Here is a 25,656-nt window from a genome sequence, read left to right as displayed (position 1 = left end):
TCAGAACACGTCGAGCAGCGCCAGCCGGGCGCGCCCGGCCAGCGCCTCGGCCAGCACCCAGGCGACGCCCAGGTCGCCGGTCCACAAGGACGGCCGGCCGCGGCCGTGGTGAGCGCGCGCAGTCTCGACCTGGGCCGCGGCGTGCGCCAGCATCGCCAGGCCACGTTCGCGCCAGCGATCGTCGCCGCTGCGCTCGGCCAGGCGCAGCAGCGCGAGCGCGTTGCCGGCCGTGCCATGGCACAGGCTCGGGCCCTTGTTCAGCGGGCCGGCGAGCCAGACCGCTTCGCCGGCGGCGAGCAGCAGTTCGTCCCACTCGGGCGTACGCGGCGCGTCGGCCAGCCGGGCGAGGATGCCGGGCGAGCCGTGGCAGTCCTGCAGCAGCGGCAGCCGGCCGGCGACCCGCGCGGCGTCGATCATCGGGTGCCAGTTCCAGGCGCCCCGCTGCTCGCCTTCACCACGCAGCGCGGTCGCGGCCAGCGTCGTGTACGCGCCGTCCAGCAGCGACGCGACCGCGGCCTCGGGCACCAGACGGCGCGCCCGCAGCGCCAGGTAGACGTTGCCGGCCAGCCCGTGGCCGGCACCCAGCCAGCGCACACGGCGGCCGTAGAGGTCCTGCTCCCAGACCGGCGTGCCGGTCTCCGGGTCGGCGATGAGCGTCGCCTGCAGCCGCGCGACCGCCGCTTCGGCCAGCGAGCGCCAGCGTGCGCCACCGTCTTGCTCGGCCAGGTGCACCGCGGCCAGCGCGCTGCCCGGGAAGCTCCACAGCGACTCCAGCGACGGGTGATCGAGTTGCGCCGTCAGCAGCGCCTCCAGCCGGTCCAGCGTCGCGGCGTCTTTCGTCACCTGCCAGGCCAGCAGTTCCAGCCCGGTGTCGCCGAGCCAGAACGAACCGCGTTCGTCGGGCTTGCGCGCCGCGGCGTTGCGTTCGACGAGGCCGTCGAGCAGGCGGTCTTCCAGCGCCCGGCGCCGCGGCGAATCGGCGATCGCGCCGTCCTGCACCAGCCGGCGCAGCGTCCACAGCACGCCGCCGGCGCCCTCGTAGAGCGCGTGGCGGTGGTCGTCGGGCGATTCGGGGTCGTCCAGCGGGTGGGCGGGCCAGCCGAGCGCGTCGGCTTCGTCCAGCGCCGATGCGACGATGCGCGCCAGCGACTGGCGGGCCGCGGCTTCGGACCAGGCCGCCGCCAGCGGCTCGTGGCGCGAAGGGTCGAGAAGAACGACGCTCACTGGAGCACCCTACGGCCTGACGGCCGGTCCCGCCAGGCGGGAATGAGCCCCGGACAAGTCCTGAGGGCTCATGCCGCCGCCGGCGCCACGACGCGGCGCTTGGCGATCGCCAGCGCCGCCACCGACACCGCGGTGCCGACCACCAGCGCGACGACGAAGGCGCCCAGGTGCGTCACCGCGTTCGGGATCGGCAGCACGAAGACACCGCCGTGCGGCACCTTGAGCTGCACGCCCATCGCCAGGCAGATCGCGCCGGCGACCGCCGAGCCGGCGATCAGCGACGGGATCACGCGCAGCGGGTCGCGCGCCGCGAACGGGATCGCGCCTTCGGTGACGAAAGCCAGCCCGAGCACGAAAGCGGCGTTGCCGGCTTCACGCTCCTCGGCGGTGAAACGCGAGGGCAGCAGCTTGCAGGCCACGGCCAGCGCCAGCGGCGGCGTCATGCCGGCGCACATCACCGCCGCCATCGGCTCGGTGACGTTGGCCGCGATCAGCGTCGTGCCGAAGACGTAGGCCGCTTTGTTGATCGGCCCGCCCATGTCCACCGCCATCATGCCGCCCAGGATCAGCCCGAGCACGACCGCCGACGCGCCCTGCATGCCTTGCAGCCAGGTGGTCAGCGCCGCCAGCAGCGTGGCCGCCGGCGCGCCGACGACGTAGTACATCAAGAGCCCGGTCGCCGCCGTGCCCAGCAGCGGCAGGATCAGCACGGGCTTGAGGCCCTCCAGCGTGCGCGGCAGCTTGATCGCCTTGTTCAGCCACAGCACGCCGTAACCGGCGATGAAGCCGGCGACGATGCCGCCCAGGAAACCGGCGCCGATCGCCCCGGCGATGACGCCGCCGGTCATGCCCGGCGTGATGCCCGGCCGGTCGGCGATCGAATAGGCGATGTAGCCGGCCAGCGCCGGCACCATCAGCGTGAACGCGCCCTTGGCGCCGATCTGGAACAGCGTCCAGCCCAGCGTGCCCTTGTGCACGTCCTCGTAGACGTAGATGCCGCCGAGCGCGAAGGCGATCGCGATCAGCAGCCCGCCGGCGACGACGAAGGGCAGCATGAAGGACACGCCGGTCATCAGGTGCTTGTAGACGCCGGTGCGTGCGGCCGGGGCAGCGGCCGAAGCCGCCTGCGGCGCGGTTTCGCCGCCGTACACACGCGCCTCGGCCAGCGCCCGTTTGATGAGCCCGGCGCCATCGCCGATCGCCGGTTTGGTCGGCGACTGGAACAGGCGCTTGCCGGCGAAACGCGACAGCTCCACCTGGCGGTCGGCTGCGACCAGCACCAGGTCGGCGGCGGCGATCTCCTCGGCCGTCAGCGCATCCTGCGAGCCGACCGAGCCCTGGGTCTCGACGCGGATCTGGTGGCCCAGCGCCTTGGCGCCTTCCTGCAGCCCTTCGGCGGCCATGAAGGTGTGCGCGATGCCGGTCGGGCAGGAGGTGATGGCGACGATCTTCAGCGCCGCCGCAGCGGCAGGCGTGGCGCCGGCCGGCGCGGCCGGCCGGGCCGCTGCGGAAGCCGCCGGCGTCGCCGCTGCGGCCCCGGCCAGCACGAGCACGGCGCGGGCGTCGTGCAGCACCTCGGCCAGCGTCGCGGTGTACGGCGACAGGCCGTCGAAACGTGCGTCGGGCCGCAGGTCGCCGACCAGCAGCAAGGCATGCGCCTCACGCAGCGCGGCGGCGTCCAGCGGGTCGATCACACCGTCGTCGGTGTGCAGCTCGACGGCGATCGTGCGCCCGGCCTCGCGCGCGGCGCGCTTCAAGGCCTCGCGCACGAGGTAGGCGTGGGTGCCGCGGTCCCCGGCACCGACGACGGCAACGATGTGACTCATGTTCTGCTCCCGGGGGCCGCGGCCCAGACGTCCAGCGGCTGCGGCCGCACGGCGGCGGCCAGGGCATCCAGTTCGGCGGCCGGCGGCAGGTGCGCGCCTTCGCGCCCCAGCTTGCCGGCGGCAAAAGCCGTCGCACGACGCGCCAGCGCGTCCAGCGCCAGGCCGTCGGCCAGCGCCGAGGCGATGCCGGCGACCATCGCGTCGCCGGCGCCGACCGTGCTGCCGGTCGCCAGCCGCGGCGGCGCCGCCTGCAGCGCGCCGTCGGCGCTGACGAAGGCCGCACCGTCGGTGCCCAGCGAGACGACGACCAGCGCGATGCCGCGTGCGACCAGCGCGCGCGCCGCGTCGACCAGCGCCGCGCGTTCGTCGAAGCGCCGCCCGGCCCAGGCTTCGAGCTCGGCGCGGTTGGGTTTGACGGCGTGCGGCAGCGCGCCGGGCGGGAGGGCGAGCACGGCGTCCAGCGCCACGCCGCTGAGGTCGGCGACGACGCGTGCGCCGCGCCCGGCCAGCGCCGCGACCAGGCGCGCGCTGGTGTCGGCGGCCAGCCCGGCCGGCTGGCTGCCGGAGATCACGACCAGTTCGCCGGCGCCGACCTGCGCCAGCCCGGTGAACACCGCCTCGGCGTCGGCCTCGGCGGCCGTGAAGCCCGGCAGGTTGACGTCGGTCGTGCGGCCGCCGGTCTCCAGCAGCTTGACGTTGGTGCGTGTCGCGCCCGGCACGCGGCGCAGCCGGTCGGCGATGCCTTTGGCGGCGAAGAGCTGCTCGAAGATCGCCGCGTTGTCGCGGCCCAGCAGCCCGTGCAGCTCGACCGCCTGGCCGGCGTCGGCCAGGCAGGAGGCGACGTTGACGCCCTTGCCGCCGGCGTCGTGGCGCACGGCGAGCGCGCGCACCACCTCGCCGGGCACCAGGCGTTCCAGCGTCACCGTCTGGTCGATCGCCGGGTTGAAGCTGACGCAGCGCATCGTCATGCGCCCTCCCCGCCGTCGGCCAGCGCACGCACCGCGGCGGCGTCGGGCGCGGCCAGCGCCTGGCGTGCCAGCGCCTGCAGCGCCGGCAGCTCGGCGGCGCGCAGCCGCTCCTTGACCGCCGGGATGTCGCGCGGCGTCATCGACAGCTCGTCGACGCCCAGGCCGGCGAGCAGCGCGGCGCCGTGCGGGTCGCCCGCCAGGCCGCCGCAGACGCCGACCCAGCGGCCGTGCATGTGCGCGCCCTGCACCGTCAGCCCGATCAGCCGCAGCACCGCCGGGTGCAGGCTGTCGGCCTCGGGCGCGAGCACCGGGTTCTGGCGGTCGATGGCCAGCGTGTACTGCGTCAGGTCGTTGGTGCCGATCGAGAAGAAGTCGGCGTGCTGGGCCAGGTCGGCGGCCAGCAGCGCCGCCGACGGCACCTCGATCATGATGCCCAGCGGCAGCTTGGGCGCCTGCAGCTCCTCGCGGATGCGCTCGCAGGTCTCGCGCAGCGCCAGCAGCTCGGCAGCCGAGGTGATCATCGGGAACATCACCGAGATCGGCGCGCCGTCGCGGCCGGCGCGGTACAGCGCGCGGATCTGCGGCACCAGCAGCTCGGGCCGGCGCAGCAGCAGGCGGGCGCCGCGCACGCCGAGGAAGGGGTTCTCCTCGCGCGGCAGCTCCAGATGCGCGACCTGCTTGTCGCCGCCGATGTCCAGCGCGCGGATGACCAGCGGCCGGCCCTGCAGCGCGTCGGCCATCGCCTTGTAGGCCTGGTACTGGTCTTCCTCGGACGGCGTCTCGCCGCGTTCGAGGAACAGGAACTCGGTGCGCATCAGGCCGACACCTTCGGCGCCCTGGGCGATCGCGAACGCGGCCTGGTCGGCGAGGTTGATGTTGGCGCCGATCGAGACCGAGTGGCCGTCGCGCGTGCGCGCCGGCAGCGCGCGCGCCTCGGCGGCCTGGGCGCGGCGCGCCTCCTCGGCGGCGATCCAGGCGCGCGCCGAGGCCAGGTCAGCGTCCGACGGCGCCAGGAACAGCCGGCCGCCGCTGCCGTCGACGATGGCCGGGGCGCCGGCTTCCAGCGCCGCCAGCGCGGCCCCCGCACCGACCACCGCCGGCAGCCCCAGCGTGCGCGCCAGGATCGCGGTGTGCGAGGTCGGCCCGCCCTGGGCGGTGACGATGCCGACGACGCGCTCGGCGTCCAGCCCGGCGGTGTCGCTGGGCGTCAGGTCCTCGGCGACGAGGATGCTGCCGGCCGGCACCTCGGCGGCGGCCGGGCGCGCCAGCGCCGGGTCGATCTGCGCCAGCACGCGGTGGCCGACGTCGCGCAGATCGGTCGCCCGGCCGGCGAGCACGGCGTTGCCCAGCGAGGCCAGGCGGCCGGCGGTCTCCTCGACGGCCGCGTGCCAGGCCCAGGCGACGCCGTGGCCTTCGACCAGGTGCTGCGAAGCCAGCGTGATCAGCGCCGGGTCGTTCAGCAGCTCGGCCTGGGCGCGGAAGATCGCCGCGTCGGCGGCGCCCAGGCGGCGGCTGGTGTCGTCGGCGACGGCACGCAGCTCGTCGCGGGCACGCGCCAGCGCGCCGTGCAATCGGTCGGCGGCCTCGACCAGGTCGACCGGCTCGTCGGGCACGACCATCGGCCCGGCGTGCAGGCGGTGCAGCCGGCCGATCGCCAGCCCCGGCGACGCGCCGACCCCGGTGACGGCCTCGGCTGCACCCGGCGGCTGCCAGGCGCCGGCGGCGGCACGGCGCTTGCGCTCGGCCTTCTCGGCGTCGGCCTTCTCGCGCGCGCTCAGGCCGGCGAGCACGATGCGCAGCGTGGCCAGCGCGTCGGCGGCGTCGGGGCCGTCGGCCGAGACGGTGACGGTGTCGCCGTAGCGCAGGCCCAGCTGGAGCAGCGCGATCAGGTTGCGTGCGTCGGCGGCTTCGGCGCCGTGGCGCACGCGCACGCGGGCGGCGAAGCGGCGTGCGGTCTCGGCCCATTCGGTGGCCGGGCGCGCGTGCAGACCGCTCGGGTAGTCGACGACCCAGTCGAAGCGGCGCGCGAAGTCCTCGGCCGGCGCGTCGGCTTCGTCGGGCGCGACCTCGACGCCGGCCAGCGCGCGGATCAGCGCGTCGGGGTCGTCGGTGCGCGCCAGCATCGCCAGGCGCGCGTCGTCGGCCATCAGCCGCGTCAGCCGGCGCAGGATGCCGATGTGGGCGTCGGAGCGCGCGGCGATGGCGACGACCAGATGGGCGCGCTGGCCGGCGTTCCATTCGACGCCGTCGCGCACCTGCAGCACGGCGATGCCGTCGCGCTGGATCAGCTCGCGCTCGTCGACCATGCCGTGCGGGATGGCGATGCCCTTGCCGAGGAAGGTGTCGGCGGCGGCTTCGCGGCGCAGCATGCTGGCTTCGAAAGCCGGGCGCACGCAACCGGCGGCGGTCAGCAGGCCGGTGGCCTGTCGGATCGCGTCGGCCTTGTCGGCCACGCGAGCGTCCAGGTGGACGAGTTCGCGCGGCAGCAGGCCGCTGGCGTTGAAGGTGGACACGTCGGCTCTCCGTCGGTTTTTCCCGCGACGGTAGCGCAGGCCGCCGCGACCGGCGAGTTCCGACCATCCCGGATGGTCGTCGTGCGCGGGCCGCGCAAAGCGGCCCGAAACACGCTAAACGCTACTGCAGCGGCACGCCGGTCTTGGCCTGCAGCTCCTCGCGCGTGACGCCGGGCGCCATCTCGACGACCTTCAGCCCGTGCGGCGTGACGTCGAGCACCGCGAGGTCGGTGATGATGCGGTCGACGACACCGACGCCGGTCAGCGGCAGCGTGCACTGCGCAGGATCTTCAACTCGAAGCCCGAGCCATCCTTCTTCTTCGCGACGTGCTCCATCAGCACGACGACGCTGCGCACGCCGGCGACGAGGTCCATCGCGCCGCCCATGCCCTTGACCATCTTGCCGGGGATCATCCAGTTGGCCAGGTCGCCCTTGGCGCTGACCTGCATCGCGCCCAGGATCGACAGGTTGACCTTGCCGCCGCGGATCATCGCGAAGCTGTCGTGGCTGCCGAAGATGCTGGAGCCGGCGATCGTCGTCACCGTCTGCTTGCCGGCGTTGATCAGGTCGGCGTCGACCTCGTCCTCGGTCGGGAACGGGCCGATGCCGAGCATGCCGTTCTCGCTCTGCAGCCAGACCTCGATGTCCGGCGGCACGAAGTTGGCCACCAGCGTCGGCAGGCCGATGCCGAGGTTGACGTAGAAGCCGTCCTGCAGTTCCTTGGCGGCGCGCGCCGCCATCTCGTCGTGGGTCCAGGCCATGCTCGCGCTCCTTCAGGCGGTCTTCTCGCGGATCGTGCGCTTCTCGATGCGCTTCTCCGGGTGCGGGTTGTGCACGACGCGGTGCACGTAGATGCCGGGCAGGTGCACCTCGTCCGGGTCGAACGTGCCGACCGGCACGATCTCCTCGACTTCGACGACGCTGACGCGCCCGGCCATGATCACCGCCGGGTTGAAGTTGCGCGCCGTGCGCCGGAACACGAGGTTGCCGCTCTCGTCGGCCTTCCAGGCCTTGGCCAGCGACACGTCGGGCACGATGGCGCGCTCCATCACGTAGAGCTTGCCGTCGAACTCGCGTGTCTCCTTGCCTTCGGCGACCAGCGTGCCGACGCCGGTGCGCGTGAAGAAGGCCGGGATGCCGGCGCCGCCGGCCCGCAGCTTCTCGGCCAGCGTGCCCTGCGGCGTGAACTCCAGCTCCAGCTCGCCGGCCAGGAACTGGCGCTCGAACTCCTTGTTCTCGCCGACGTAGCTGGAGACCATCTTGCGGATCTGGCGCGTCTCCAGCAGCTGGCCGAGGCCGAAGCCGTCGACACCGGCGTTGTTGGAGACGACGGTCAGGTCCTTGACGCCGCTGTCGCGCAGCGCGGCGATCAGCGCCTCGGGGATGCCGCACAGGCCGAAGCCGCCGACGGCCATCAGCTGGCCGTCGCGCACGATGCCGGCGAGCGCGGCCTGCGCGCTCGGATAGAGCTTCTTCATCGGGACGCCTCTCGCGCTCGGGAAACCGGCGCAGCGTACTACGTAAGGGGTTAAGTAGTCGTTACGTAGAATTGACTACGGATCTGCCCCGAAGGACCCCGCGATGCAGACGCTGGACTACCGCAGCGCGTTCGAACTGGCGCCGATCGGCCTGGTGATCAGCCGCGAACGCGTGATGATCGACTGCAACGCCGAGATGCTGGCGATCTTCGGCGCCGTGCGCGAGCAGATCGTCGGCCAGTCCTTCGAGGTGCTGTACCCGACTGCGGCCGAATACGAACGCACCGGCGAGCGCATCGTCGAGATGCTCGACGCCCAGGGCCGCTACGCCGACGACCGCATCATGAAGCGCGCCGGCGGCGAACTCTTCTGGTGCCACGTCTCGGGCCACGCGCTGGACACGCGCACGCCGCACGCGGCCGGCATCTGGTCCTTCGAGGACCTGTCGGCGCGGCGCGTGCTGAAGGTCGACTTCACGCCGCGCGAGCGCGAGATCGCGGCCCTGGTCATCGAGGGCCACACGAGCAAGGAAATCGGCCGCAAGCTGGCGATCAGCCCGCGCACGGTCGACGTCTACCGCGCACGGCTGATGCGCAAGACGGGCGCGGCGACGACGCCCGAACTGGTCAACAAGCTGCTCAACGGCTGAACCTGGAGAACAACGCATGATCGTCGTCCACCACCTGGAGAACTCGCGCTCGCAGCGTGTGCTGTGGCTGCTCGAGGAACTGGGCCTGGCTTACGAAGTGAAGCGCTACGAGCGCGACCGCGAGACGATGCTCGCGCCGCCCGAACTGAAGCGTGTGCACCCGCTGGGCAAGTCGCCGGTGATCGTCGACGGCGCGGTGACGGTGGCCGAGACCGGCGCCATCGTCGAATACCTGCTCGACACCTACGACCCCGACGGCCGCCTGCGCCCGCCGCCAGCCACCGAGGCGCGCCGGCGCTTCACCTACTGGCTGCACTTCGCCGAAGGCAGCGCGATGCCGCCGCTGCTGATGAAGCTCGTCTTCGACCGCGTGCGCAGCGCGCCGGTGCCGTTCTTCATCAAGCCCGTCGTCAAGGGCATCGCCGACAAGGTGACGGGCAGCTTCATCGCCCCGAACATCGCCGCGCAGCTGGCTTTCATGGAAGCCGAACTGAGCGCCCGCCCCTGGTTCGCCGGCGAGGCCTTCAGCGCCGCCGACGTGATGATGAGCTTCCCGCTCGAAGCCGCGGCGGCCCGCGCCGGGCTGGATGCCCGCTACCCGAAGCTGCAGGACTGGCTGAAGCGCGTGCACACGCGCGCCGCCTACGGCCGCGCGCTGGAGCGCGGCGGGCCGTATTCGATCATCGGCTGAGGCCGGATCGCCGGTCGGCGCTCAGGCAGGCGAGTTGTCCTGCCGCGAGCGCCTAGTTCGGTGCCTTGTACAGGCGCTGCGCCACCACACGCAGACAGCCCACCGCGAAGACGCCGTAGCCACAGACGAAGGACGCGGGAAGCGAGAAGTAGCCGCCGACGAGCCAGAGGCCGGCCACGAGCAGGCCGGCGAACGACACCAGCAGCAGCTCCCGGCGGGAGGGCTTGGCAGTGCTTGAAACGAAGCCCGACGGCTTCAACCAGCCGGCGCGCAGCCCCCACAGGACGAGCGCGGTGACGAGGGCCCACAGCAGGAGCAGCAAGAGAAGTTCACCGTCCATTGTTCATCGCCCCGCGGGCGCTTCCATCAATCAAGGCGTCGGCTGCGACAGCCCTCGCGGCAGCACCGCAGGCCCGTCACAGACCGAGCGAGGCGATGATCACACGGCCGATCCGCCAGACCTGATCGCCACCTCGACGGTTCTCCCTCCGGCGTGCGACAACCGCCCGCGCCTAGCCGAAAAAGGCCCGCACCGACGCCGGCAGCGGCACCGCCTTCTTCGCCGCGTAGTCTGTCCACACCGTCTTCGCGCCGCCTTCGGCGTAGACGACGCCGGGCTCACCGACACGTTCCATCACGACGTAGGTCTCGAAGCTCGTGCGCCCCGGGTTGGCGATGTAGTGGCGCGCCAGCACCTCGCCGGGGAACTCGAGCTGGCGCACGAAGTTGCAGAACGCGTTGACGATCACCGGGCCGCTGCCGTGGCTGGGGTGCGCCGGGCCGCCGATGCGGTACAGCCACTCCAGCCGCGCGATCTCCAGGTAGCGGAAGTAGACGGTGTTGTTGACATGACCCATCGCGTCCATGTCGCCCCAACGGATCGGGATCACCGTCTCGTGGGTCAGGGTCTTGTGTTCGGGCAGGGTGAAACGCATCGCGCTCTCCAGCGTCGCCCGGCCTGCCCGCGACCGGGCGCGGGGTTCAATCGGTGGCCGAAACGCCCAGCTCGCGCGCCAGCCGCTCGACCAGCGCGCGCAGGTCGGCGACCTCGGCCGCCAGCCGGGCCTGCTCGGCCTTCAGCGCCGACAGCTCGCCCGCCGACACCGCCTCGGCCGGCAGCGCCGCGGCGCCGGCCGGCCAGACCGGCTGCGCGACCTCGCCGCACAGCCGATGCGCCCAGCGCGACTCGCGTTCGCCCGGCGCACGCGCCAGCTTGACGACCTTGGGCGGCTGCTTCTCGGCCAGCTCCTCCAGGAAGCCTTCGACCGAGGAGATGTCGGCGAAGCGGTGCAGGCGCTCGCTGTTCAGGCGCAGCTCGGCCGCGGTCTGCGGGCCGCGCAGCATCAGCACCGCCAGCAGCGCGACGGCCGCGCCCGGCACGCCGAGGCCGCGCGCGGCGTTGTGATCGAAACGCACGACGCGGCTGCCGCTGACTTCGTTGACCAGGGCCAGCGACTTCAGCCCTTCCAGCGCCGCCAGCACGTCGGCGTCGGCGGCTTCCATCACCGGCTGGCGCGCGGTCTTCTGGTTGCAGCCGGCCACCAGCGCGTTCAGCGACAGCGGGTAGGTGTCGGGCACGGTGTGCTGCTTCTCGACGAGCACGCCGAGCACACGCGCTTCCAGCGGGGTCAGGTCACGCATCCGGGCCGCTCCTCAGATGCCGAAGCCGTCGTCGGCCGAGATCACCGCGCCGTTGACGAAGTGGCTCTCGTTGGCGCACAGCATCATCAGCACCGCGTCCAGGTCCTCGGGCTTGCCGACGCGCTTGCGCGGCAGCATGTCGACCAGCTTGCGCCCGGCCTCGGTCTGCCACTGGTGGTGGTTGATCTCGGTGTCGATGTAGCCCGGGCAGATGGCGTTGACGTTGATGCCGTAGCGGCCCCACTCCAGCGCCATCGAGCGCGTCATGTGGATCACCGCGGCCTTGCTCATCGCGTAGACGCCGAGCTGGCCGAAGGCACGCAGCCCCGCCGCCGAGGCGATGTTGACGATGCGCCCGCCGGTGAAGGTGCCGGGCGCCGTGCCGCGGCTGCGCGCGATCATGCGTTTGGCCACCGCCTGGGCGACGAAGAAGGCGCCGCGCGTGTTGGTGTCCATCACGAAGTCGTAGTCGTCGGGCGAGACGTCGACGAGCTTCTGCGACTGGCCGACGCCCGAGTTGTTGACCAGGATGTCGATCGTGCCCATCTCGGTCTCGGCGTGGGCCACGGCCGAGGCGATGCTCGCCGTGTCGGTGACGTCGAGCGCGACGACGTGGGCATCGCCGCCTTCGGCTTCGATCTCGGCACGCAGCGTCTTCAGCCGCTCGACGCGGCGCGCGGCCAGCACCACGCCGGCACCGGCACGCGCCAGCGTCTTCGCGAAGCTCGCGCCCAGGCCGCTGGAAGCGCCGGTGACGAAGGCGACGCGGCCGGAAAGGTCGATCTGATAGGTCATCGGAGGGGTCCTTGTTCGCTCTGTCGAGGCGCGGGGACGATAGCACCGAAGCCGTGGCCGACAATGGCCGCATGGACCGTGTCGAAGTCGTCGTCGTCGGGGCCGGGGTCGTCGGCCTCGCGGTGGCGCGCGCGCTGGCGTGCGCCGGGTCGGAGGTGCTGATCCTCGAGCGCGAAGGCGCCATCGGCAGCGGCGTCTCGTCGCGCAACAGCGAGGTCGTGCACGCCGGGCTGTACTACCCCGCCGGCAGCCTGAAGGCGCGGCTGTGCGTGGCGGGCCGCGAGCGGCTCTACGCCTACTGCGCCGAGCGCGGCGTCGAGGTGCGGCGCTGCGGCAAGCTGGTCGTCGCGACGACCGCGGCCGACCTGCCCAAGCTGGACACGATCGAGGCCCGCGGCCGCGCCGCCGGCGTCGTCGACCTGCAGCGCCTGTCGGCCGCCGAGGCGATAGCGATGGAACCGGCGCTGGCCTGCGCTGGCGCGCTGTGGTCGCCGTCGTCGGGCATCGTCGACAGCCACGGCCTGATGACCGCGCTGCTCGGCGACGCCGAGAACGCCGGCGCGATGCTGGCGCTGCGCTCGCCGTTCGCCGGGGCACGCCGCGACGGCGACGGCTGGGTCGTCGCCACCGGCGGCGACGAGCCCTTCGAGCTGGCGACACGCTGGATCGTCAACGCCGCGGCACTCGACGCGCAGCAGGTCGCGCTGGCGATGCAGGGCTTTCCGGCCGCCGCGGTGCCGCCGGTCTGGCGTGCCAAGGGCCACTACTTCTCGCTCGCCGGGCGGGCGCCGTTCTCGCGCCTCGTCTACCCGACGCCGGTCGACGGCGGCCTGGGCGTGCACCTGACGCTGGACCTGGGCGGCCAGGCGCGTTTCGGCCCCGACGTCGAATGGCTGGCGCCCGGGGCGGCGCTGGACTACGCCGTCGACCCCGGCCGCCAGGCGGGTTTCGAAGCCGACATCCGGCGCTACTGGCCGGGCCTGCCAGCCGGCGCGCTGCAGCCGGCGTACAGCGGCATCCGGCCCAAGATCTCGGGCCCCGGCGAGCCGGCGGCGGACTTCGTCGTCGCCGGTCCGGCCGAGCACGGCGTGCCCGGCGTGGTGCAGCTCTTCGGCATCGAATCGCCCGGGCTCACCGCTTGCCTTGCGCTCGCCGACGAGGTGGCCGGCCGGATTGTCCCCTGCGCGACGCAAAAATAGAACGACCGTTCGTTTTTTCGGACCCGCGCTTATAGAATGCGCGCGGCCTCACCCAGGAGACAAAGGTCAAGATGAGCCCAGAAGAAATCCTCGAGCAGTACGGTCCGCGCGAGGCGATGGAGTACGACGTCGTCGTCGTCGGTGCCGGCCCCGGCGGGCTCGCGGCGGCAATCCGGCTCAAGCAGCTGAACCCCGAACTGTCGGTCGTCGTGCTCGAGAAGGGCAGCGAACCGGGCGCGCACATCCTGTCCGGCGCGGTGATGGACCCGCGAGCGCTGACCGAACTGATCCCCGACTGGAAGGAACGCGGCGCGCCGCTGAACCAGCCCTGCGGCGAGGACGAGGTGCTGTTCCTGCACGCCAACGGCACGCACCACGAAGCGCCGTCCTGGCTGATCCCGGGCTGCCTGCACAACCACGGCAACTACATCATCAGCCTGGGCGCGGTGACGCGCTGGATGGCCGCGCAGGCCGAGGAGCTGGGCGTCGAGATCTTCCCCGGCTTCGCCGCTGCCGAGGTGCTGTACGGCGAGGACGGCCAGGTGCGCGGCGTCGCCACCGGCAACATGGGGGTCGGCAAGGACGGCCAGCCGCACGACGGCTTCCAGCTCGGCATGGAGCTGCTGGGCAAGTACACGATCTTCGCCGAGGGCGCACGCGGCCACCTGGGTCGCCGGCTGATCGAGCGTTTCGCGCTCGACAAGGGCCGCGACCCGCAGACCTACGCCATCGGCATCAAGGAGCTGTGGGAAGTGCCCGAGTCGGTCGCCAAGCCCGGCCTGGTGCTACACAGCGCCGGCTGGCCGGTCGACGAGCAGACCTACGGCGGCGGCTTCCTGTACCACATGGAAGGCAACCAGGTCGCGCTCGGCTACGTCGTCGGCCTGGACTACCAGAACCCCTGGATCAGCCCGTTCGAGGAGATGCAGCGCTGGAAGACGCACCCGGCGATCCGGCGTCACATCGAAGGCGGCAAACGGGTCGGCTACGGCGCCCGCGCGATCACCGCCGGCGGCCTGCTGTCGGTGCCCAAGCTGGTGTTCCCGGGCGGGGCGCTGGTCGGCTGCGAAGCCGGCACGCTGAACGCGGCGCGCATCAAGGGCAGCCATGCGGCGATCAAGACCGGCATGATGGCCGCCGAGGCCGCCGCCGCCGCCATCGCCGCCGGCCGCGCCGGTGACGAGCTCGACGCCTACCCGCAGGCCTTCCGCACCAGCTGGCTCCACGAGGAACTGGAGGCCAGCCGCAACTTCAAGACCTGGTTCAAGAAGGGCAACACGGTCGGCACGCTGATGACCGGCATCGAGCAGTGGCTGCTGCCCAAGCTGGGCATGAAGAGCCCGCCGTGGACCATCCACCGCCACACGCCGGACCACGCACGACTGCACGCGGCCAGCCAGGTCGAGCCGATCGCCTACCCCAAGCCCGACGGCCAGCTGACCTTCGACCGCCTGAGTTCGGTCTTCCTCAGCAACACGAACCACGAGGAGAACCAGCCGGCGCACCTGACGCTGAAGGACGCGTCGGTGCCGGTGGCGGTGAACCTGGCGCGCTACGCCGGCCCCGAGAGCCGCTACTGCCCGGCCGGCGTCTACGAGTTCGTCGCCGCGGCCGACGGCGGCGAGCGCCTGCAGATCAACGCCCAGAACTGCGTGCACTGCAAGACCTGCGACATCAAGGACCCGACGCAGAACATCGTCTGGGTCACGCCCGAAGGCGGCGGCGGGCCGAACTACGCGGGCATGTGAAGCCGCACGCGGCATGAAAAACGGCGGGCCTGGGCCCGCCGTTTTGTTTTCACGCCTGCCGGCTCAACGGTCCGCCAGCACCTGCTCGGCAAACCGCACGAAGGCGTAGAAGCGCCAGTCGGCGTTCTCCTTGCGCTGGAAGCCGTGGCCTTCGTTCTCGGCGCGCAGGTACCAGACCGGCGTGCCGTTGGCGCGCACCTGGGCGACGATCTGCTCGGCCTCGGTGTACGGCACACGCGGGTCGTTGCGGCCCTGGACGACGAACAGCGGCTTGCGGATCTTGGCCGCGTTGGACAGCGGCGAGATGCGGTCGAGGAACTCGCGCATCGCCGGGTCGCGCTCGTCGCCGTACTCGGCGCGGCGCAGGTCGCGGCGGTAGCTCTCGGTGTTCTGCAGGAAGGTCACGAAGTGCGAGATGCCGACCTCGTCGACCGAGCCGGCGATGCGGTCGGCGTAGTGCGTGGCCACCGCCAGGCTCATGTAGCCGCCGTAGCTGCCACCGGCGACCAGCACGCGCGAGGCGTCCAGCCCCGGCTGCCTGGCGATCCAGTCCAGCAGCGCGCCGATGTCCTTGACCGAGTCCTCGCGCTTGTAGCCGTCGTCCAGCGACAGGAAGGTCTTGCCGAAGCCCGACGAGCCGCGCACGTTGGGCTGCACGATGGCGATGCCCAGCTCCTGCAGCAGGTAGTTGTAGCGCCCCATGAAGCCGACGGTGGCCTGGCCTTCGGGGCCGCCGTGGATCTGGATCAGCACCGGGCGCGGGCCGGTGAAACGCGCCGGCGGGCGGTGCAGCAGGCCGGAGATCGTGCGGCCGTCGAAGCTCGTCCAGCGCACGATCTCGGCCTCGCCGAAGCGCGACGCGTCCAGGCCCGGCGGCACGTAGGGCGCGGTCCAGTCGGCGACCTGGCCGCCGGCCAGACGCAGCGAATGCAGCCGGCTCGGGCCTTGCGCGCTGTTGGTCGAGAACGCGAGTTCGTCGCCACGGCGGTCGAAGGCCGCGCTGCCGATGCTGCCGGCGGGCAGCGGCGGCAGCGCCACCTCCTTCAGCGTGCGGCCGTCGAGCAGGCGCAGCTCGTCGCGGCCCTCGACGTTGGCCTGGAAGGCGATCCAGCGCCCGTCCTCGCTGGGTGCGACGCTGCTGACGTCCCAGGGGATCTGCGACGTGAGCCGGGTGATGCGGCCGTCGGCCAGCGACAGCAGCATCAGCTCGCGGAACTCGCCGGCGCGGTCGCTGAGGAACAGCAGCCCCGAGCCGTCGGGGCGGAAGGCGACCGGGAAGTGCGAGGCCTTCGTCGTCTCGCCGGGCGCCGGCAGCACACGCCGGCGCTCGCCGCTGGCGAGGTCGACGAGCCAGGCCTCGGACTCGGTGGCCGAGACATAGCGTGTGATCGCCAGCGTGCGGTCGTCGTGCGAGATTGCGCCGCCGAACCAGCCGGCGCCGGGCAGCACGGCGATCTGGCGCCGGCCCTCGGGCGAGAGCGGGTCCATCAGCCACAGCGTCGTGTCGATCGCCGCGCGTTTGCCACTGTCGGCGGTGCGGTCCAGCGGCACGGCGCCGTAGACCAGCTTGGACGCGCCGTGCAGCCAGCCGACGGGATCGTGGCGCTGGTCGGGGTCGGTCAGCAGCGTCGCCTGGCGCGTCGCCGGGTCCAGGCGGTAGAGCTGCGTCGCCTCGTTGCCGCCGCGGCCACGCGCGAAGACGATGTAGCGGCCTTCACGCGGCTCCCAGCTCGCTTCGGCCACCGGGTCGGGTTCGGCGGTCAGGCGCTCCAGCGCGGCACCGGGCGCAACCGCGCGCCAGAGCTGCGCCGTGGCGTCGCCTTCGCCGCGGTGCAGCACCAGCATCTCGCGCCGTGTCGGGTGCCAGTCGGCGAAGCCGTGGCCGCGGAAGTCGTTGTAGCGCTGCACACGCTCGGCCAGCGACTGAGGGATCGGCGGGATGCCCTGCACGACGAGGTTGGCGTTGGGTGCGACCACCGCCTCGGGCGACGGCGCGCTGGCGCAACCGGCCAGCCAGGCGAAGGCCGCGAGCGCGGCGACGAGCGCGAATCTCATCGTGCGCCCTCCGCCCACGAGGGCTTGCGTTTGTCGATGAAGGCCTGCACGCCTTCCAGCGCCGCCGGGTCCATCATGTTGCAGGCCATCGTGCGGCCCGCGTCCTCGTAGGCCGCGGCGATGCCGGTCTCGACCTGGCGATAGAACAGCGCCTTGCCCGCGGCGATCGCGACCTGCGGCTTAGCGACGATGGCGGCGACCAGGCGCTCGACCTCGGCGTCCAGTGCTTCCGGCGCGGCGACACGGTTGACCAGGCCCTTGGCGCAGGCTTCGTCGGCGCCGATGAACTCGCCGGTGACGAGCATCTCGAAAGCCGCCTTGCGCGGCAGGTTGCGCGCCAGCGCGACGCTGGGCGTCGCGCAGAACAGGCCCAGGTTGACGCCGCTGACGGCGAACTTCGCGTCGCGCGAGGCGACCGCCAGGTCGCACATCGCGACCAGCTGGCAGCCGGCCGCGGTGGCGATGCCGTGCACACGCGCGACGACCGGCACCGGCAGCTTCTGGATCGTCAGCATCATGCGCGCGCAGGCCGCGAACAGGCGCTCGTAATAGCCCAGCGAAGGCTCGGCGCGCATCTCCTTCAGGTCGTGGCCGGCGCAGAAGGCACGGCCGGCGGCGGCAATGACGACCACACGCGCCGTCGTGTCCTCGGCGACCCGTTCCAGCGAGGCCTGCAGCGCCGCGATCATCGCCTCGGACAGCGAGTTGAAGGCCTGCGGCCGGTCCAGCGTCAGCGTGACGACGCCGCGCTCGTCCTTCTCGTGCCGCAGCAGCGGCGTCGTGTCGTTCATGACGGACTCCTCATTCGATCGCCGACGAGCTCTTGGCCCGCTGGCGCAACTGGAACTTCTGGATCTTGCCGGTGCTGGTCTTGGGGATCGCCTCGAAGCGGATCTCCTTGGGCACCTTGTAGTGCGCGAGCACGCTCTTGCAGTGCGCGATCAGCTCGGCCGCCGTGACGTCGACGCCCAGCTTCAGCTCGACGTAGGCCACCGGCGTCTCGCCCCACTTCGGGTCGGGCCGCGCGACCACCGCGCAGGCCAGCACCGCGGGGTGGCGGTACAGCGCGTCCTCGACCTCCAGCGAGCTGATGTTCTCGCCGCCGGAGATGATGATGTCCTTGCTGCGGTCGCGGATCTTCACGTAGCGGTCGGGCTCGATGACCGCCAGGTCGCCGGTGTGGAACCAGCCGCCGGCGAAGGCCTTGTCGGTCGCCGACGGGTTCTTCAGGTAGCCCTTCATGACGATGTTGCCGCGGAACATGATCTCGCCCATCGTCTGGCCGTCGGCCGGCACCTCGGCCATGGTCTCGGGGTCGAGCACCGTCATGCCTTCCTGCAGCGCGTAGCGCACGCCCTGGCGGCCGTTGAGCCGCGTCTGCTCGGACAGGTCGGCGTCGCTCCAGGCCGGGCGTTTGACGGCCACCGCAGCCGGGCCGTAGACCTCGGTCAGGCCGTAGACGTGGGTGATGTCGAAGCCGAGCCTGGCCATGCCTTCGATCATCGCCGCCGGCGGCGCGGCGCCGGCGACCATGCCGCGCACCTGCTGCGTGATGCCTTCGCGCCATTCGGCCGGCGCGTTGATGATCAGGCCGTGCACGATCGGCGCGGCGCAGTAGTGGTCGACGCCGTGCTCGCGCATCGCGTCGAGGATGGCGCGGGGCTCGACACGGCGCAGGCAGACGTGCGTGCCGCCGAGCATCGCGATCGTCCAGGGGAAGCACCAGCCGTTGCAGTGGAACATCGGCAGCGTCCACAGGTACTTCGGGAAGTGCGGCATGGTCCAGGTCGCCGCGTTGCCGACCGCGTTCAGGTAGGCGCCGCGGTGGTGGGTGACGACGCCCTTGGGGTCGCCCGTGGTGCCGCTGGTGTAGCTGACGGCGATCGCGTCCCACTCGTCGGCCGGGCCTTCCAGGCGCGCCAGCGGCGCGTGCGCGGCCAGCAGCGCCTCGTACTCCAGCGTGCCGACGCGGTCGCCGCGGCCGGTGTACTCGCTGTCGCAGACGTCAATGACGACCGGCTCGCGGCCGTGTTCGGCTTTCAGCCGCGCCAGCGCGTCGGCCATCAGCGGGCCGAACTCGCGGTCGGTGATCAGCACCGCGGTCTCGCAGTGGTTCATCTGCCAGGCCAGCAGCGGCGCGTCCAGTCGCGTGTTGAGCGTGTTCAGCACCGCGTTGACGGCCGGCACCGCGTAGTGCACCTCGACCATCTCCGGCGTGTTCGGCAGCATCACGCTGACCGTGGTGCCGCGGCCCACGCCCAGCGAACGCAGCGCCGCCGCGAGCCGGGCGCTGCGCTCGCGCACCTGGGCCCAGGTGTAGCGCCGCGCGCCGTGGATCACGGCCGGCAGGTCGCCGAAGACTTCGGCGCTGCGTTCGACGAAGCTCGTCGGCGACAGCGCCACGAAATTGGCCGCGTTGCGGTCCAGCTGCTGCTCGTAGATGTTCATGCCCGGTCTCCTGTCGGTGCGCGGCGAATGTTATGCAAGCGGCTGACACGAGGCTGCCTCGGCCCCACGTCCGCGGCGGGTGCGCGGCGCCGCAAAGGCGCTGATACACTGCGCGCCGTCAGGAGAGAGCCCGCCTAGCGCGGGCCGCCGAAGGCGCAGGGTCAGCCCGAACGCTCAGGCAAAAGGACTGGCTTTCCACCTCACTGGAGAGAGGCCGCCGATTCGAGCGAACGGCGGCCCACCGAAGGGGCAAGGACCACCGCCGGGGTGGCTTCCGAATCTCTCAGGTAAAGCGGACAGCGGGGGCACGTACGTCGGCGACAGCCGGCGGTCCGAAGACGATGCCCTCGATGGAGTCCCCCGTGACCGAGCTTCTGAAGACGCCCCTGCATGCGCTGCACCTGAGCCTGGGTGCGCGCATGGTCCCGTTCGCCGGCTACGCGATGCCGGTGCAGTACCGCGACGGCCTGATCGCCGAACACCGCCAGTGCCGCAGCGCCGCGGCGCTGTTCGACGTCTCGCACATGGGCCAGGTGCGGCTGTCGGGCGCCGACGCCGCGGCCGCGCTGGAGACGCTGGTGCCGGTGGATGTCGTCGACCTCGCGGTCGGCCGTCAGCGCTACGCCTTCTTCACCAACGAGCACGGCGGCCTGCTCGACGACCTGATGATCTCGCGCCCCGCGCCGGGCACCGGCTTCGGCGACCTGTTCCTCGTCGTCAACGCCGGCTGCAAGGACGCCGACCTGCGCCACCTGCAGACGAACATCGGCCACCGCTGCACCGTCGTCGGCATGCCCGAACGCGCGCTGCTGGCGCTGCAGGGCCCGCAGGCCGCCGACGCGCTGGCGCGGCTGAACCCGGGCGTGAAGGACCTCGTGTTCATGACCGGCGGCGTCTTCGAGCTCGCCGACGCGCCCTGCTTCGTCACGCGCTCGGGCTACACCGGCGAAGACGGCTTCGAGATCTCGGTGCCGGCCGAACGTGCCGAGGCGCTGGCCTCGGCGCTGCTGGCGCTGCCGGAGGTCAAGCCCGCCGGCCTGGGCGCACGCGACACGCTGCGCCTGGAAGCCGGGCTGTGCCTGTACGGCCACGACATCGACGAGAACACCTCGCCGGTCGAAGCCGGCCTCACCTGGGCGATCCAGAAGGTGCGCCGCCCCGGCGGCGCGCGCGAAGGCGGCTACCCCGGCGCGGCGGCCGTCGAGCGCCACCTGGCGGGCGGCGCGATGCGCAAGCGTGTCGGCCTCGTCGGCCTGGAACGTGTGCCGGTGCGCGAAGGCACGGCGATCGTCGACGCCCACGGCCACGCGCTGGGCCGCGTGACCAGCGGTACGCTGGCGCCCGGGGTCGACCGTCCGATCGCGATGGCCTATCTGCCGCAGGACCATGCCGCCCCCGAACACGAGGTCTACGCCGAGGTGCGAGGCAAACGCCTGCCGATGCGCGTGACCAAGATGCCGTTCCAACCCCACCGCTACCACCGCGGTTGAAATCTTCAGGAGAAGCCGATGACCACCATGTTCACCCCCGACCACGAATGGATCAACATCGAAGACCACGAGGCCGCGGTCGTCGGCATCACGCCGCACGCGCAGGACGCGCTGGGTGACGTCGTGTTCGTCGAGCTGCCCGAGGTGGGCCGCACGTTCAAGAAGGGCGAAGTGGCCGGCGTCGTCGAATCGGTGAAGGCCGCCGCCGACATCTACATGCCGGTCAGCGGCGAGATCGTCGAGGTCAACGAAGCGCTGCGCGACGAGCCGGCGCTAGCCAACAGCGACCCGATGGGCAGCGGCTGGTTCTTCAAGGTCCACGTCAGCGACATGGGCGAGTTCGACCAGCTGATGGACCCGCCCGCCTACGACGCGTTGCTGAAGACGCTCTGACCCCAAACCCCTCTAGCAGTCCCCCGCCCATGCTGATGTCTGCCCTTCCCACGCTCGCCGAGCTCGAGCACCACGACGAGTTCGCCGCCCGCCACCTCGGGCCCAACGAAGCCGAGGAACGGCAGATGCTGTCGGCGATCGGCGCCGCCTCGCGGCAGGCGCTGATCGAGGCGGTGGTGCCGCGTGCCATCGCCCGGCCGCAGCCGATGCAGCTGCCGGCGCCGGTGCCCGAGCACCAGGCGCTGGCCGAGCTGCGTGCGATCGCGGCGAAGAACCGCACGCTGCGCAGCTTCATCGGCCAGGGCTACCACGGCACGCGCACGCCGACGGTGGTGCTGCGCAACGTGCTCGAGAACCCCGCCTGGTACACGGCCTACACGCCTTACCAGGCCGAGATCTCGCAGGGCCGGCTGGAAGCGCTGGTCAACTTCCAGACCATGATCGCCGAGCTGACCGGCATGGCGATCGCCAACGCCTCGATGCTCGACGAGGCCACCGCCGTCGCCGAGGCGATGACGCTGGCCAAGCGCAGCGTGCGCGCCAAGTCGGACACGATCCGCGTCGCCGGCGACTGCCACCCGCAGACGATCGAGGTGCTGCGCACGCGCGCCGAGCCGCTGGGGCTGGCGGTCGACGTGCGCCCGTTCGCGACGCTGGCCGACGACGGCGAGTTTTTCGCCGTCGTCGCGCAATACCCGGCCACCGACGGCACGGTGCACGACCTGCCCGCGCTGGCCGACGCGGTGCACGCCAAGCAGGCGTCCTTCGTCGTCGCCGCCGACCTGCTGGCGCTGACGCTGCTCGTGCCGCCGGGCGAGTTCGGCGCCGACATCGCCGTCGGCACGACGCAGCGTTTCGGCGTGCCGATGGCCGCCGGCGGCCCGCACGCCGCCTACCTCGCCTGCCGCGACGAGTACAAGCGCGCGATGCCCGGCCGCCTGGTCGGCGTCAGCGTCGACGTGCACGGCCGCCCGGCCTACCGCCTGGCGCTGCAGACGCGAGAGCAGCACATCCGCCGCGAGAAGGCGACGTCCAACATCTGCACCGCCCAGGTGCTGCCGGCGGTGCTGGCCTCGATGTACGCCGTCTACCACGGCCCCGCGGGGCTCAAGCGCATCGCCCAGCGCATCGCCGCCTACGCCGCGGCGCTGGCCGCCGGCCTGCGCGCGATGGGCCTGGAGGTGCTGACCGAAGCCGGCTTCGACACCGTCGCCGTCGAGCTCGGCGAGCGCGCCGACGCGGTGATGGCACGCGCGCTGGCCGATGGCGCCAACCTGCGCCGGCTGTCGGCGACGCGCGTCGCCGCGGCGCTGGACGAAACGACGAGCCGCGCCGACATCGCCGACCTCTGGCGCTGGTTCGCACCCGAAGGCGCGACGCTGCCCTCGCTCGACGAGTTCGAGCGCGGCGTCGAGCCGCTGCTGCCCGAGGCGCTGCGCCGCAGCAGCGCCTTCCTGACGCACCCGGTCTTCAACTCGCACCACAGCGAGACCGAGATGCTGCGCTACCTGCGCCGCCTGTCGGACCAGGACCTGGCGCTGGACCGCACGATGATCCCGCTGGGCTCGTGCACGATGAAGCTCAACGCGACCAGCGAGATGATCCCCATCACCTGGCCGGAGTTCGCCAACCTGCACCCCTTCGCGCCGCGCGACCAGTTGGCCGGCGTCTGGGAGATGAACGACCAGCTCTGCGCCTGGCTGGCGCAAGCCACCGGCTACGCCGGCATCAGCCTGCAGCCCAACGCCGGCTCGCAGGGCGAGTACGCCGGCCTGCTGGCGATCCGCGGCTGGCACGCCTCGCGCGGCGACGCGAAGCGCGACCTCTGCCTGATCCCCGAGTCGGCGCACGGCACCAACCCGGCCAGCGCGCAGATGGCGGGCCTCTCGGTCGTCGTCGTCAAGTGCGACGCCAACGGCAGCGTCGACCTCGCCGACCTCGAGGCCAAGTGCGTCCAGCACGCCGAACGCCTGGCCTGCGTGATGATCACCTACCCGTCGACCTACGGCGTCTTCGAGCCGGGCGTCAAGCAGCTGTGCGAGATCGTGCACCGCCACGGCGGCCGGGTCTACGTCGACGGAGCCAACATGAACGCGCTGGTCGGCCTGGCCGCGCCCGGCGAGTTCGGCGGCGACGTCAGCCACCTGAACCTGCACAAGACCTTCTGCATCCCGCACGGCGGCGGCGGCCCGGGCGTCGGCCCGGTCTGCGTCGTCGCCGACCTGGTGCCCTTCCTGCCCGGCCACGGCGACGCTGGCGCGCCGGTGGGCGCCGTCAGTGCCGCACCGCTGGGCAACGCCGGCGTGCTGCCGATCAGCTGGATGTACGTGCGCATGATGGGCGCCGACGGCCTGCGCCAGGCCACCGAGACCGCGATCCTGAGCGCCAACTACGTCGCCGCGCGGCTGGCGCCGCACTACGACATCCACTACAGCGGCGGCATAGCCGGCATCGCCGGCGGCGGTGTCGCGCACGAGTGCATCCTCGACCTGCGGCCGCTGAAGGAGACCAGCGGCGTCAGCGCCGAGGACGTCGCCAAGCGATTGATCGACTACGGCTTCCACGCCCCGACGCTGAGCTTCCCGGTGCCCGGCACGCTGATGGTCGAGCCGACCGAGAGCGAGCCGCTCGTCGAGCTGGACCGCTTCTGCGACGCGATGATCGCGATCCGCGCCGAGATCGCGCAGGTCGAGTCCGGTGCCTGGCCGCGCGAGGACAACCCGCTCAAGCACGCCCCGCACACCGCCGAGGCGCTGCTCGCGGCCGAGTGGCCGCACGCCTACGCCCGCGAGGAAGCCGCCTACCCGGTGCCGGCGCTGCGCCGCCACAAGTACTGGTCGCCGGTCGGCCGCGTGGACAACGTCTGGGGTGACCGCAACCTCAGCTGCAGCTGCCCGCCGCTCGCCGACTACGCCTGAACCCGCGGGCGCGCTCCGCCGCGCCCGCCATCGTTGGAGGTCACGATGGCCGTTTCCGTCTTCGACCTCTTCAAGATCGGCATCGGGCCGAGCAGCAGCCACACCGTGGGGCCGATGCGCGCCGCGCGGCTGTTCGTCTCGCGGCTGGCGCACGACGGCCTGCTCGAACGCACGGCGCGGGTCGCCGCGCAGCTCTACGGCTCGCTGGGCGCCACCGGCAAGGGCCACGGCAGCGACACCGCGGTGCTGCTGGGCCTGGCCGGCCACGAGCCCGACACGGTGCCGATCGACGAGGTGCCGGCGCTGCTGGCGGCGATCCGCACCGGCGCCCGCCTCGAACTGCTGGGCCGCCAGGCGGTGGACTTCGTCGAGAAGCGCGACCTGAAGTTCCACCGCCGCGAGACCCTGCCCTTCCACGCCAACGGCATGGCCTTCGCCGCCTGGGACGCCGCCGGCGCGCTGCTGGCCGAACGCCGCTACTACTCGGTGGGCGGCGGCTTCGTCGTCAGCGACGAAGTCGCGGCCGACGGCAGCCGGCACCCGGTGATCGCGCCCGACACGACCGTGCTGCCGCACCCGTTCCACACCGGCGCCGAACTGCTGGCGCTGACCGCCGAACTGGGCTGCGGCATCGCTGGCGTGATGCGCCGCAACGAGCGCCACTGGCGCACCGACGCCGAGATCGACGCCGGCCTGCTGGCGATCTGGCAGGTGATGCAGCAGTGCGTGGCGCGCGGCATGCGCACGCGCGGCACGCTGCCCGGCGGCTTCAAGGTGCAGCGGCGTGCGCCCGACCTGGCCGAGGCGCTGCAGGCGCACCAGCCCGAGGGCGCGCCGGTCGACCCGCTGGCGGTGCTCGACTGGGTGAACCTCTTCGCGCTCGCCACCAACGAGGAGAACGCTGCCGGCGGCCGTGTCGTCACCGCGCCGACCAACGGCGCCGCCGGCATCGTGCCCGCGGTGCTGCACTACTACATGCGCTTCGTGCCCGGCGCCAGCGAACGCGGCGTCGTCGACTTCCTGCTCACCGCCGGCGCCATCGGCCTGCTCTACAAGGAGAACGCCAGCATCTCGGGCGCCGAGGTCGGCTGCCAGGGCGAGGTCGGCGTCGCCTGCTCGATGGCCGCCGGGGCCTTGTGCGCGGTGCTCGGCGGCAGCCCGGCGCAGGCCGAGAACGCCGCCGAGATCGGCATGGAGCACCACCTGGGCCTGACCTGCGACCCGGTCGGCGGCCTGGTGCAGATCCCCTGCATCGAACGCAACGCGATGGGCGCGGTGAAGGCGATCAACGCCGCACGCATCGCGCTGCGCGGCGACGGCACGCACAAGGTCAGCCTGGACCAGGTCATCAAGACCATGCGCGAGACCGGCGCCGACATGCTGACCAAGTACAAGGAAACGGCGCGCGGCGGCCTGGCAGTCAACATCGTCGAATGCTGAGGCCGCCGCAGGCGGCCAAGCCCGGGCCCGCAGACCGAGTCAAGCGTATGGGGGGAGCGGCGTTGCGCCCGGCCCTCAATGCGCGCTTTCATCGGATTCCACCGGGTTACGACCCTTGATCTGGCCGCCGCATGGGCGCATCCTCGCCGGAGCGCGTGCCGGCGACGTAACCACGATGA

The 25,656-nt window shown here is 72.2% G+C and carries 20 protein-coding genes, 1 pseudogene and 1 riboswitch; of the genes and pseudogenes, 8 read left to right on the top strand and 13 right to left on the bottom strand.

Features of this window, described 5'->3' with window-relative positions:
* From RGE_RS07935 to RGE_RS07910, 6 genes and pseudogenes are all read right to left on the bottom strand, one after another.
* Positions 1-1,224 (bottom strand): lanthionine synthetase C family protein, encoded by a 1,224-nt coding sequence (locus RGE_RS07935; RefSeq protein ID WP_014427823.1) that lies wholly within the window; start codon positions 1,222-1,224, stop codon positions 1-3.
* A gap of 68 nt (positions 1,225-1,292) precedes the next feature.
* Positions 1,293-3,050 (bottom strand): fructose-specific PTS transporter subunit EIIC, encoded by a 1,758-nt coding sequence (locus RGE_RS07930; protein WP_014427822.1) that lies wholly within the window; start codon positions 3,048-3,050, stop codon positions 1,293-1,295.
* A complete protein-coding gene (locus RGE_RS07925) occupies positions 3,047-4,018 on the bottom strand; it encodes a 1-phosphofructokinase family hexose kinase (protein ID WP_014427821.1) in 972 nt (323 codons plus the stop codon). Before RGE_RS07925 ends, RGE_RS07930 begins: the two co-directional genes overlap by 4 nt.
* The gene (gene ptsP / locus RGE_RS07920) at positions 4,015-6,531 is read right to left on the bottom strand and encodes a phosphoenolpyruvate--protein phosphotransferase (protein WP_014427820.1); all 2,517 of its coding nucleotides are present in this window, start codon (positions 6,529-6,531) and stop codon (positions 4,015-4,017) included. Before ptsP ends, RGE_RS07925 begins: the two co-directional genes overlap by 4 nt.
* 121 nt (positions 6,532-6,652) lie before the next feature.
* Positions 6,653-7,293 (bottom strand): annotated as a pseudogene (locus RGE_RS07915) (3-oxoacid CoA-transferase subunit B).
* A gap of 12 nt (positions 7,294-7,305) precedes the next feature.
* Positions 7,306-8,010 (bottom strand): CoA transferase subunit A, encoded by a 705-nt coding sequence (locus RGE_RS07910; protein ID WP_014427817.1) that lies wholly within the window; start codon positions 8,008-8,010, stop codon positions 7,306-7,308.
* A gap of 103 nt (positions 8,011-8,113) precedes the next feature.
* Here RGE_RS07910 and RGE_RS07905 point away from each other — a divergent pair, with 103 nt between their 5' ends.
* Positions 8,114-8,659, top strand: a complete 546-nt coding sequence (locus tag RGE_RS07905) for a PAS and helix-turn-helix domain-containing protein (protein ID WP_014427816.1) — start codon at positions 8,114-8,116, stop codon at positions 8,657-8,659.
* A 16-nt stretch (positions 8,660-8,675) separates the two neighbouring features.
* Positions 8,676-9,350 carry a glutathione S-transferase gene (locus tag RGE_RS07900; protein WP_014427815.1) on the top strand — a complete coding sequence of 225 codons (675 nt, stop codon included), beginning with the start codon at positions 8,676-8,678 and terminating at the stop codon, positions 9,348-9,350.
* Positions 9,351-9,402: 52 nt separating this feature from the next.
* On the opposite strand, the gene RGE_RS07895 is transcribed toward RGE_RS07900, so the two are convergent.
* The 4 genes from RGE_RS07895 to RGE_RS07880 form a co-directional block, all read right to left on the bottom strand.
* A complete protein-coding gene (locus tag RGE_RS07895) occupies positions 9,403-9,672 on the bottom strand; it encodes a hypothetical protein (protein WP_043783902.1) in 270 nt (89 codons plus the stop codon).
* Between the two features lie 190 nt (positions 9,673-9,862).
* Complete coding sequence (locus RGE_RS07890) at positions 9,863-10,285, bottom strand: acyl-CoA thioesterase (RefSeq protein WP_014427813.1); 423 nt, start codon at positions 10,283-10,285, stop codon at positions 9,863-9,865.
* A gap of 46 nt (positions 10,286-10,331) precedes the next feature.
* Positions 10,332-10,991: a YceH family protein gene (locus RGE_RS07885; RefSeq protein ID WP_014427812.1), complete on the bottom strand. Its 660-nt coding sequence runs from the start codon at positions 10,989-10,991 to the stop codon at positions 10,332-10,334.
* Positions 10,992-11,003: 12 nt separating this feature from the next.
* A complete protein-coding gene (locus RGE_RS07880) occupies positions 11,004-11,786 on the bottom strand; it encodes an SDR family oxidoreductase (protein WP_014427811.1) in 783 nt (260 codons plus the stop codon).
* Positions 11,787-11,857: 71 nt separating this feature from the next.
* Here RGE_RS07880 and RGE_RS07875 point away from each other — a divergent pair, with 71 nt between their 5' ends.
* A complete protein-coding gene (locus RGE_RS07875) occupies positions 11,858-12,985 on the top strand; it encodes an NAD(P)/FAD-dependent oxidoreductase (RefSeq protein ID WP_014427810.1) in 1,128 nt (375 codons plus the stop codon).
* A 71-nt stretch (positions 12,986-13,056) separates the two neighbouring features.
* Complete coding sequence (locus RGE_RS07870) at positions 13,057-14,733, top strand: electron transfer flavoprotein-ubiquinone oxidoreductase (RefSeq protein WP_014427809.1); 1,677 nt, start codon at positions 13,057-13,059, stop codon at positions 14,731-14,733.
* 63 nt (positions 14,734-14,796) lie between these two features.
* On the opposite strand, the gene RGE_RS07865 is transcribed toward RGE_RS07870, so the two are convergent.
* Genes RGE_RS07865 through RGE_RS07855 form a run of 3 tightly spaced genes read right to left on the bottom strand, consistent with a single transcriptional unit; the run spans position 14,797 to position 19,236 of the window.
* The gene (locus RGE_RS07865) at positions 14,797-16,788 is read right to left on the bottom strand and encodes a S9 family peptidase (RefSeq protein WP_052310977.1); all 1,992 of its coding nucleotides are present in this window, start codon (positions 16,786-16,788) and stop codon (positions 14,797-14,799) included.
* Positions 16,785-17,579, bottom strand: a complete 795-nt coding sequence (locus RGE_RS07860; RefSeq protein ID WP_014427807.1) for an enoyl-CoA hydratase — start codon at positions 17,577-17,579, stop codon at positions 16,785-16,787. The genes RGE_RS07865 and RGE_RS07860 overlap by 4 nt, the downstream gene beginning before the upstream one ends.
* A gap of 10 nt (positions 17,580-17,589) precedes the next feature.
* Positions 17,590-19,236 carry an acyl-CoA synthetase gene (locus RGE_RS07855; protein WP_014427806.1) on the bottom strand — a complete coding sequence of 549 codons (1,647 nt, stop codon included), beginning with the start codon at positions 19,234-19,236 and terminating at the stop codon, positions 17,590-17,592.
* Positions 19,237-19,429: 193 nt separating this feature from the next.
* Positions 19,430-19,546: riboswitch (glycine riboswitch) on the top strand.
* A gap of 40 nt (positions 19,547-19,586) precedes the next feature.
* On the opposite strand from RGE_RS07855, the gene gcvT reads away from it, so the two are divergent.
* The 4 genes from gcvT to RGE_RS07835 are packed head-to-tail and all read left to right on the top strand — an operon-like array spanning position 19,587 to position 25,477.
* On the top strand, positions 19,587-20,726 hold the full coding sequence (gene gcvT, locus RGE_RS07850) for a glycine cleavage system aminomethyltransferase GcvT (protein ID WP_043783900.1): 1,140 nt from the start codon (positions 19,587-19,589) through the stop codon (positions 20,724-20,726).
* 18 nt (positions 20,727-20,744) lie between these two features.
* The gene (gene gcvH, locus RGE_RS07845; protein WP_014427804.1) at positions 20,745-21,119 is read left to right on the top strand and encodes a glycine cleavage system protein GcvH; all 375 of its coding nucleotides are present in this window, start codon (positions 20,745-20,747) and stop codon (positions 21,117-21,119) included.
* Between the two features lie 29 nt (positions 21,120-21,148).
* Positions 21,149-24,037, top strand: coding sequence for an aminomethyl-transferring glycine dehydrogenase (gene gcvP / locus RGE_RS07840; protein WP_014427803.1), 2,889 nt, complete (start codon positions 21,149-21,151; stop codon positions 24,035-24,037).
* A 45-nt stretch (positions 24,038-24,082) separates the two neighbouring features.
* Positions 24,083-25,477 (top strand): L-serine ammonia-lyase, encoded by a 1,395-nt coding sequence (locus tag RGE_RS07835; protein ID WP_014427802.1) that lies wholly within the window; start codon positions 24,083-24,085, stop codon positions 25,475-25,477.
* Positions 25,478-25,656: the final 179 nt, after the last annotated feature.

This window comes from Rubrivivax gelatinosus IL144, assembly GCF_000284255.1.
GTDB lineage: Bacteria > Pseudomonadota > Gammaproteobacteria > Burkholderiales > Burkholderiaceae_C > Rubrivivax > Rubrivivax gelatinosus_A.
Note: the sequence above shows the minus strand (reverse complement) of the source record. Positions and strands in the feature narration are given on the sequence as shown.

Coding starts and splice junctions, on each gene's coding strand:
- RGE_RS07900 (WP_014427815.1), top strand. CDS start 8,676: ATGATCGTCGTCCACCACCTGGAGAACTCGCGCTCGCAGCGTGTGCTG.
- RGE_RS07905 (WP_014427816.1), top strand. CDS start 8,114: ATGCAGACGCTGGACTACCGCAGCGCGTTCGAACTGGCGCCGATCGGC.
- gcvP (WP_014427803.1), top strand. CDS start 21,149: ATGCTGATGTCTGCCCTTCCCACGCTCGCCGAGCTCGAGCACCACGAC.
- RGE_RS07910 (WP_014427817.1), bottom strand. CDS start 8,010: ATGAAGAAGCTCTATCCGAGCGCGCAGGCCGCGCTCGCCGGCATCGTG.
- gcvT (WP_043783900.1), top strand. CDS start 19,587: ATGGAGTCCCCCGTGACCGAGCTTCTGAAGACGCCCCTGCATGCGCTG.
- RGE_RS07880 (WP_014427811.1), bottom strand. CDS start 11,786: ATGACCTATCAGATCGACCTTTCCGGCCGCGTCGCCTTCGTCACCGGC.
- RGE_RS07885 (WP_014427812.1), bottom strand. CDS start 10,991: ATGCGTGACCTGACCCCGCTGGAAGCGCGTGTGCTCGGCGTGCTCGTC.
- RGE_RS07835 (WP_014427802.1), top strand. CDS start 24,083: ATGGCCGTTTCCGTCTTCGACCTCTTCAAGATCGGCATCGGGCCGAGC.
- RGE_RS07925 (WP_014427821.1), bottom strand. CDS start 4,018: ATGACGATGCGCTGCGTCAGCTTCAACCCGGCGATCGACCAGACGGTG.
- RGE_RS07860 (WP_014427807.1), bottom strand. CDS start 17,579: ATGAACGACACGACGCCGCTGCTGCGGCACGAGAAGGACGAGCGCGGC.
- RGE_RS07870 (WP_014427809.1), top strand. CDS start 13,057: ATGAGCCCAGAAGAAATCCTCGAGCAGTACGGTCCGCGCGAGGCGATG.
- RGE_RS07930 (WP_014427822.1), bottom strand. CDS start 3,050: ATGAGTCACATCGTTGCCGTCGTCGGTGCCGGGGACCGCGGCACCCAC.
- RGE_RS07875 (WP_014427810.1), top strand. CDS start 11,858: ATGGACCGTGTCGAAGTCGTCGTCGTCGGGGCCGGGGTCGTCGGCCTC.
- RGE_RS07890 (WP_014427813.1), bottom strand. CDS start 10,285: ATGCGTTTCACCCTGCCCGAACACAAGACCCTGACCCACGAGACGGTG.
- RGE_RS07855 (WP_014427806.1), bottom strand. CDS start 19,236: ATGAACATCTACGAGCAGCAGCTGGACCGCAACGCGGCCAATTTCGTG.
- gcvH (WP_014427804.1), top strand. CDS start 20,745: ATGACCACCATGTTCACCCCCGACCACGAATGGATCAACATCGAAGAC.
- RGE_RS07865 (WP_052310977.1), bottom strand. CDS start 16,788: ATGAGATTCGCGCTCGTCGCCGCGCTCGCGGCCTTCGCCTGGCTGGCC.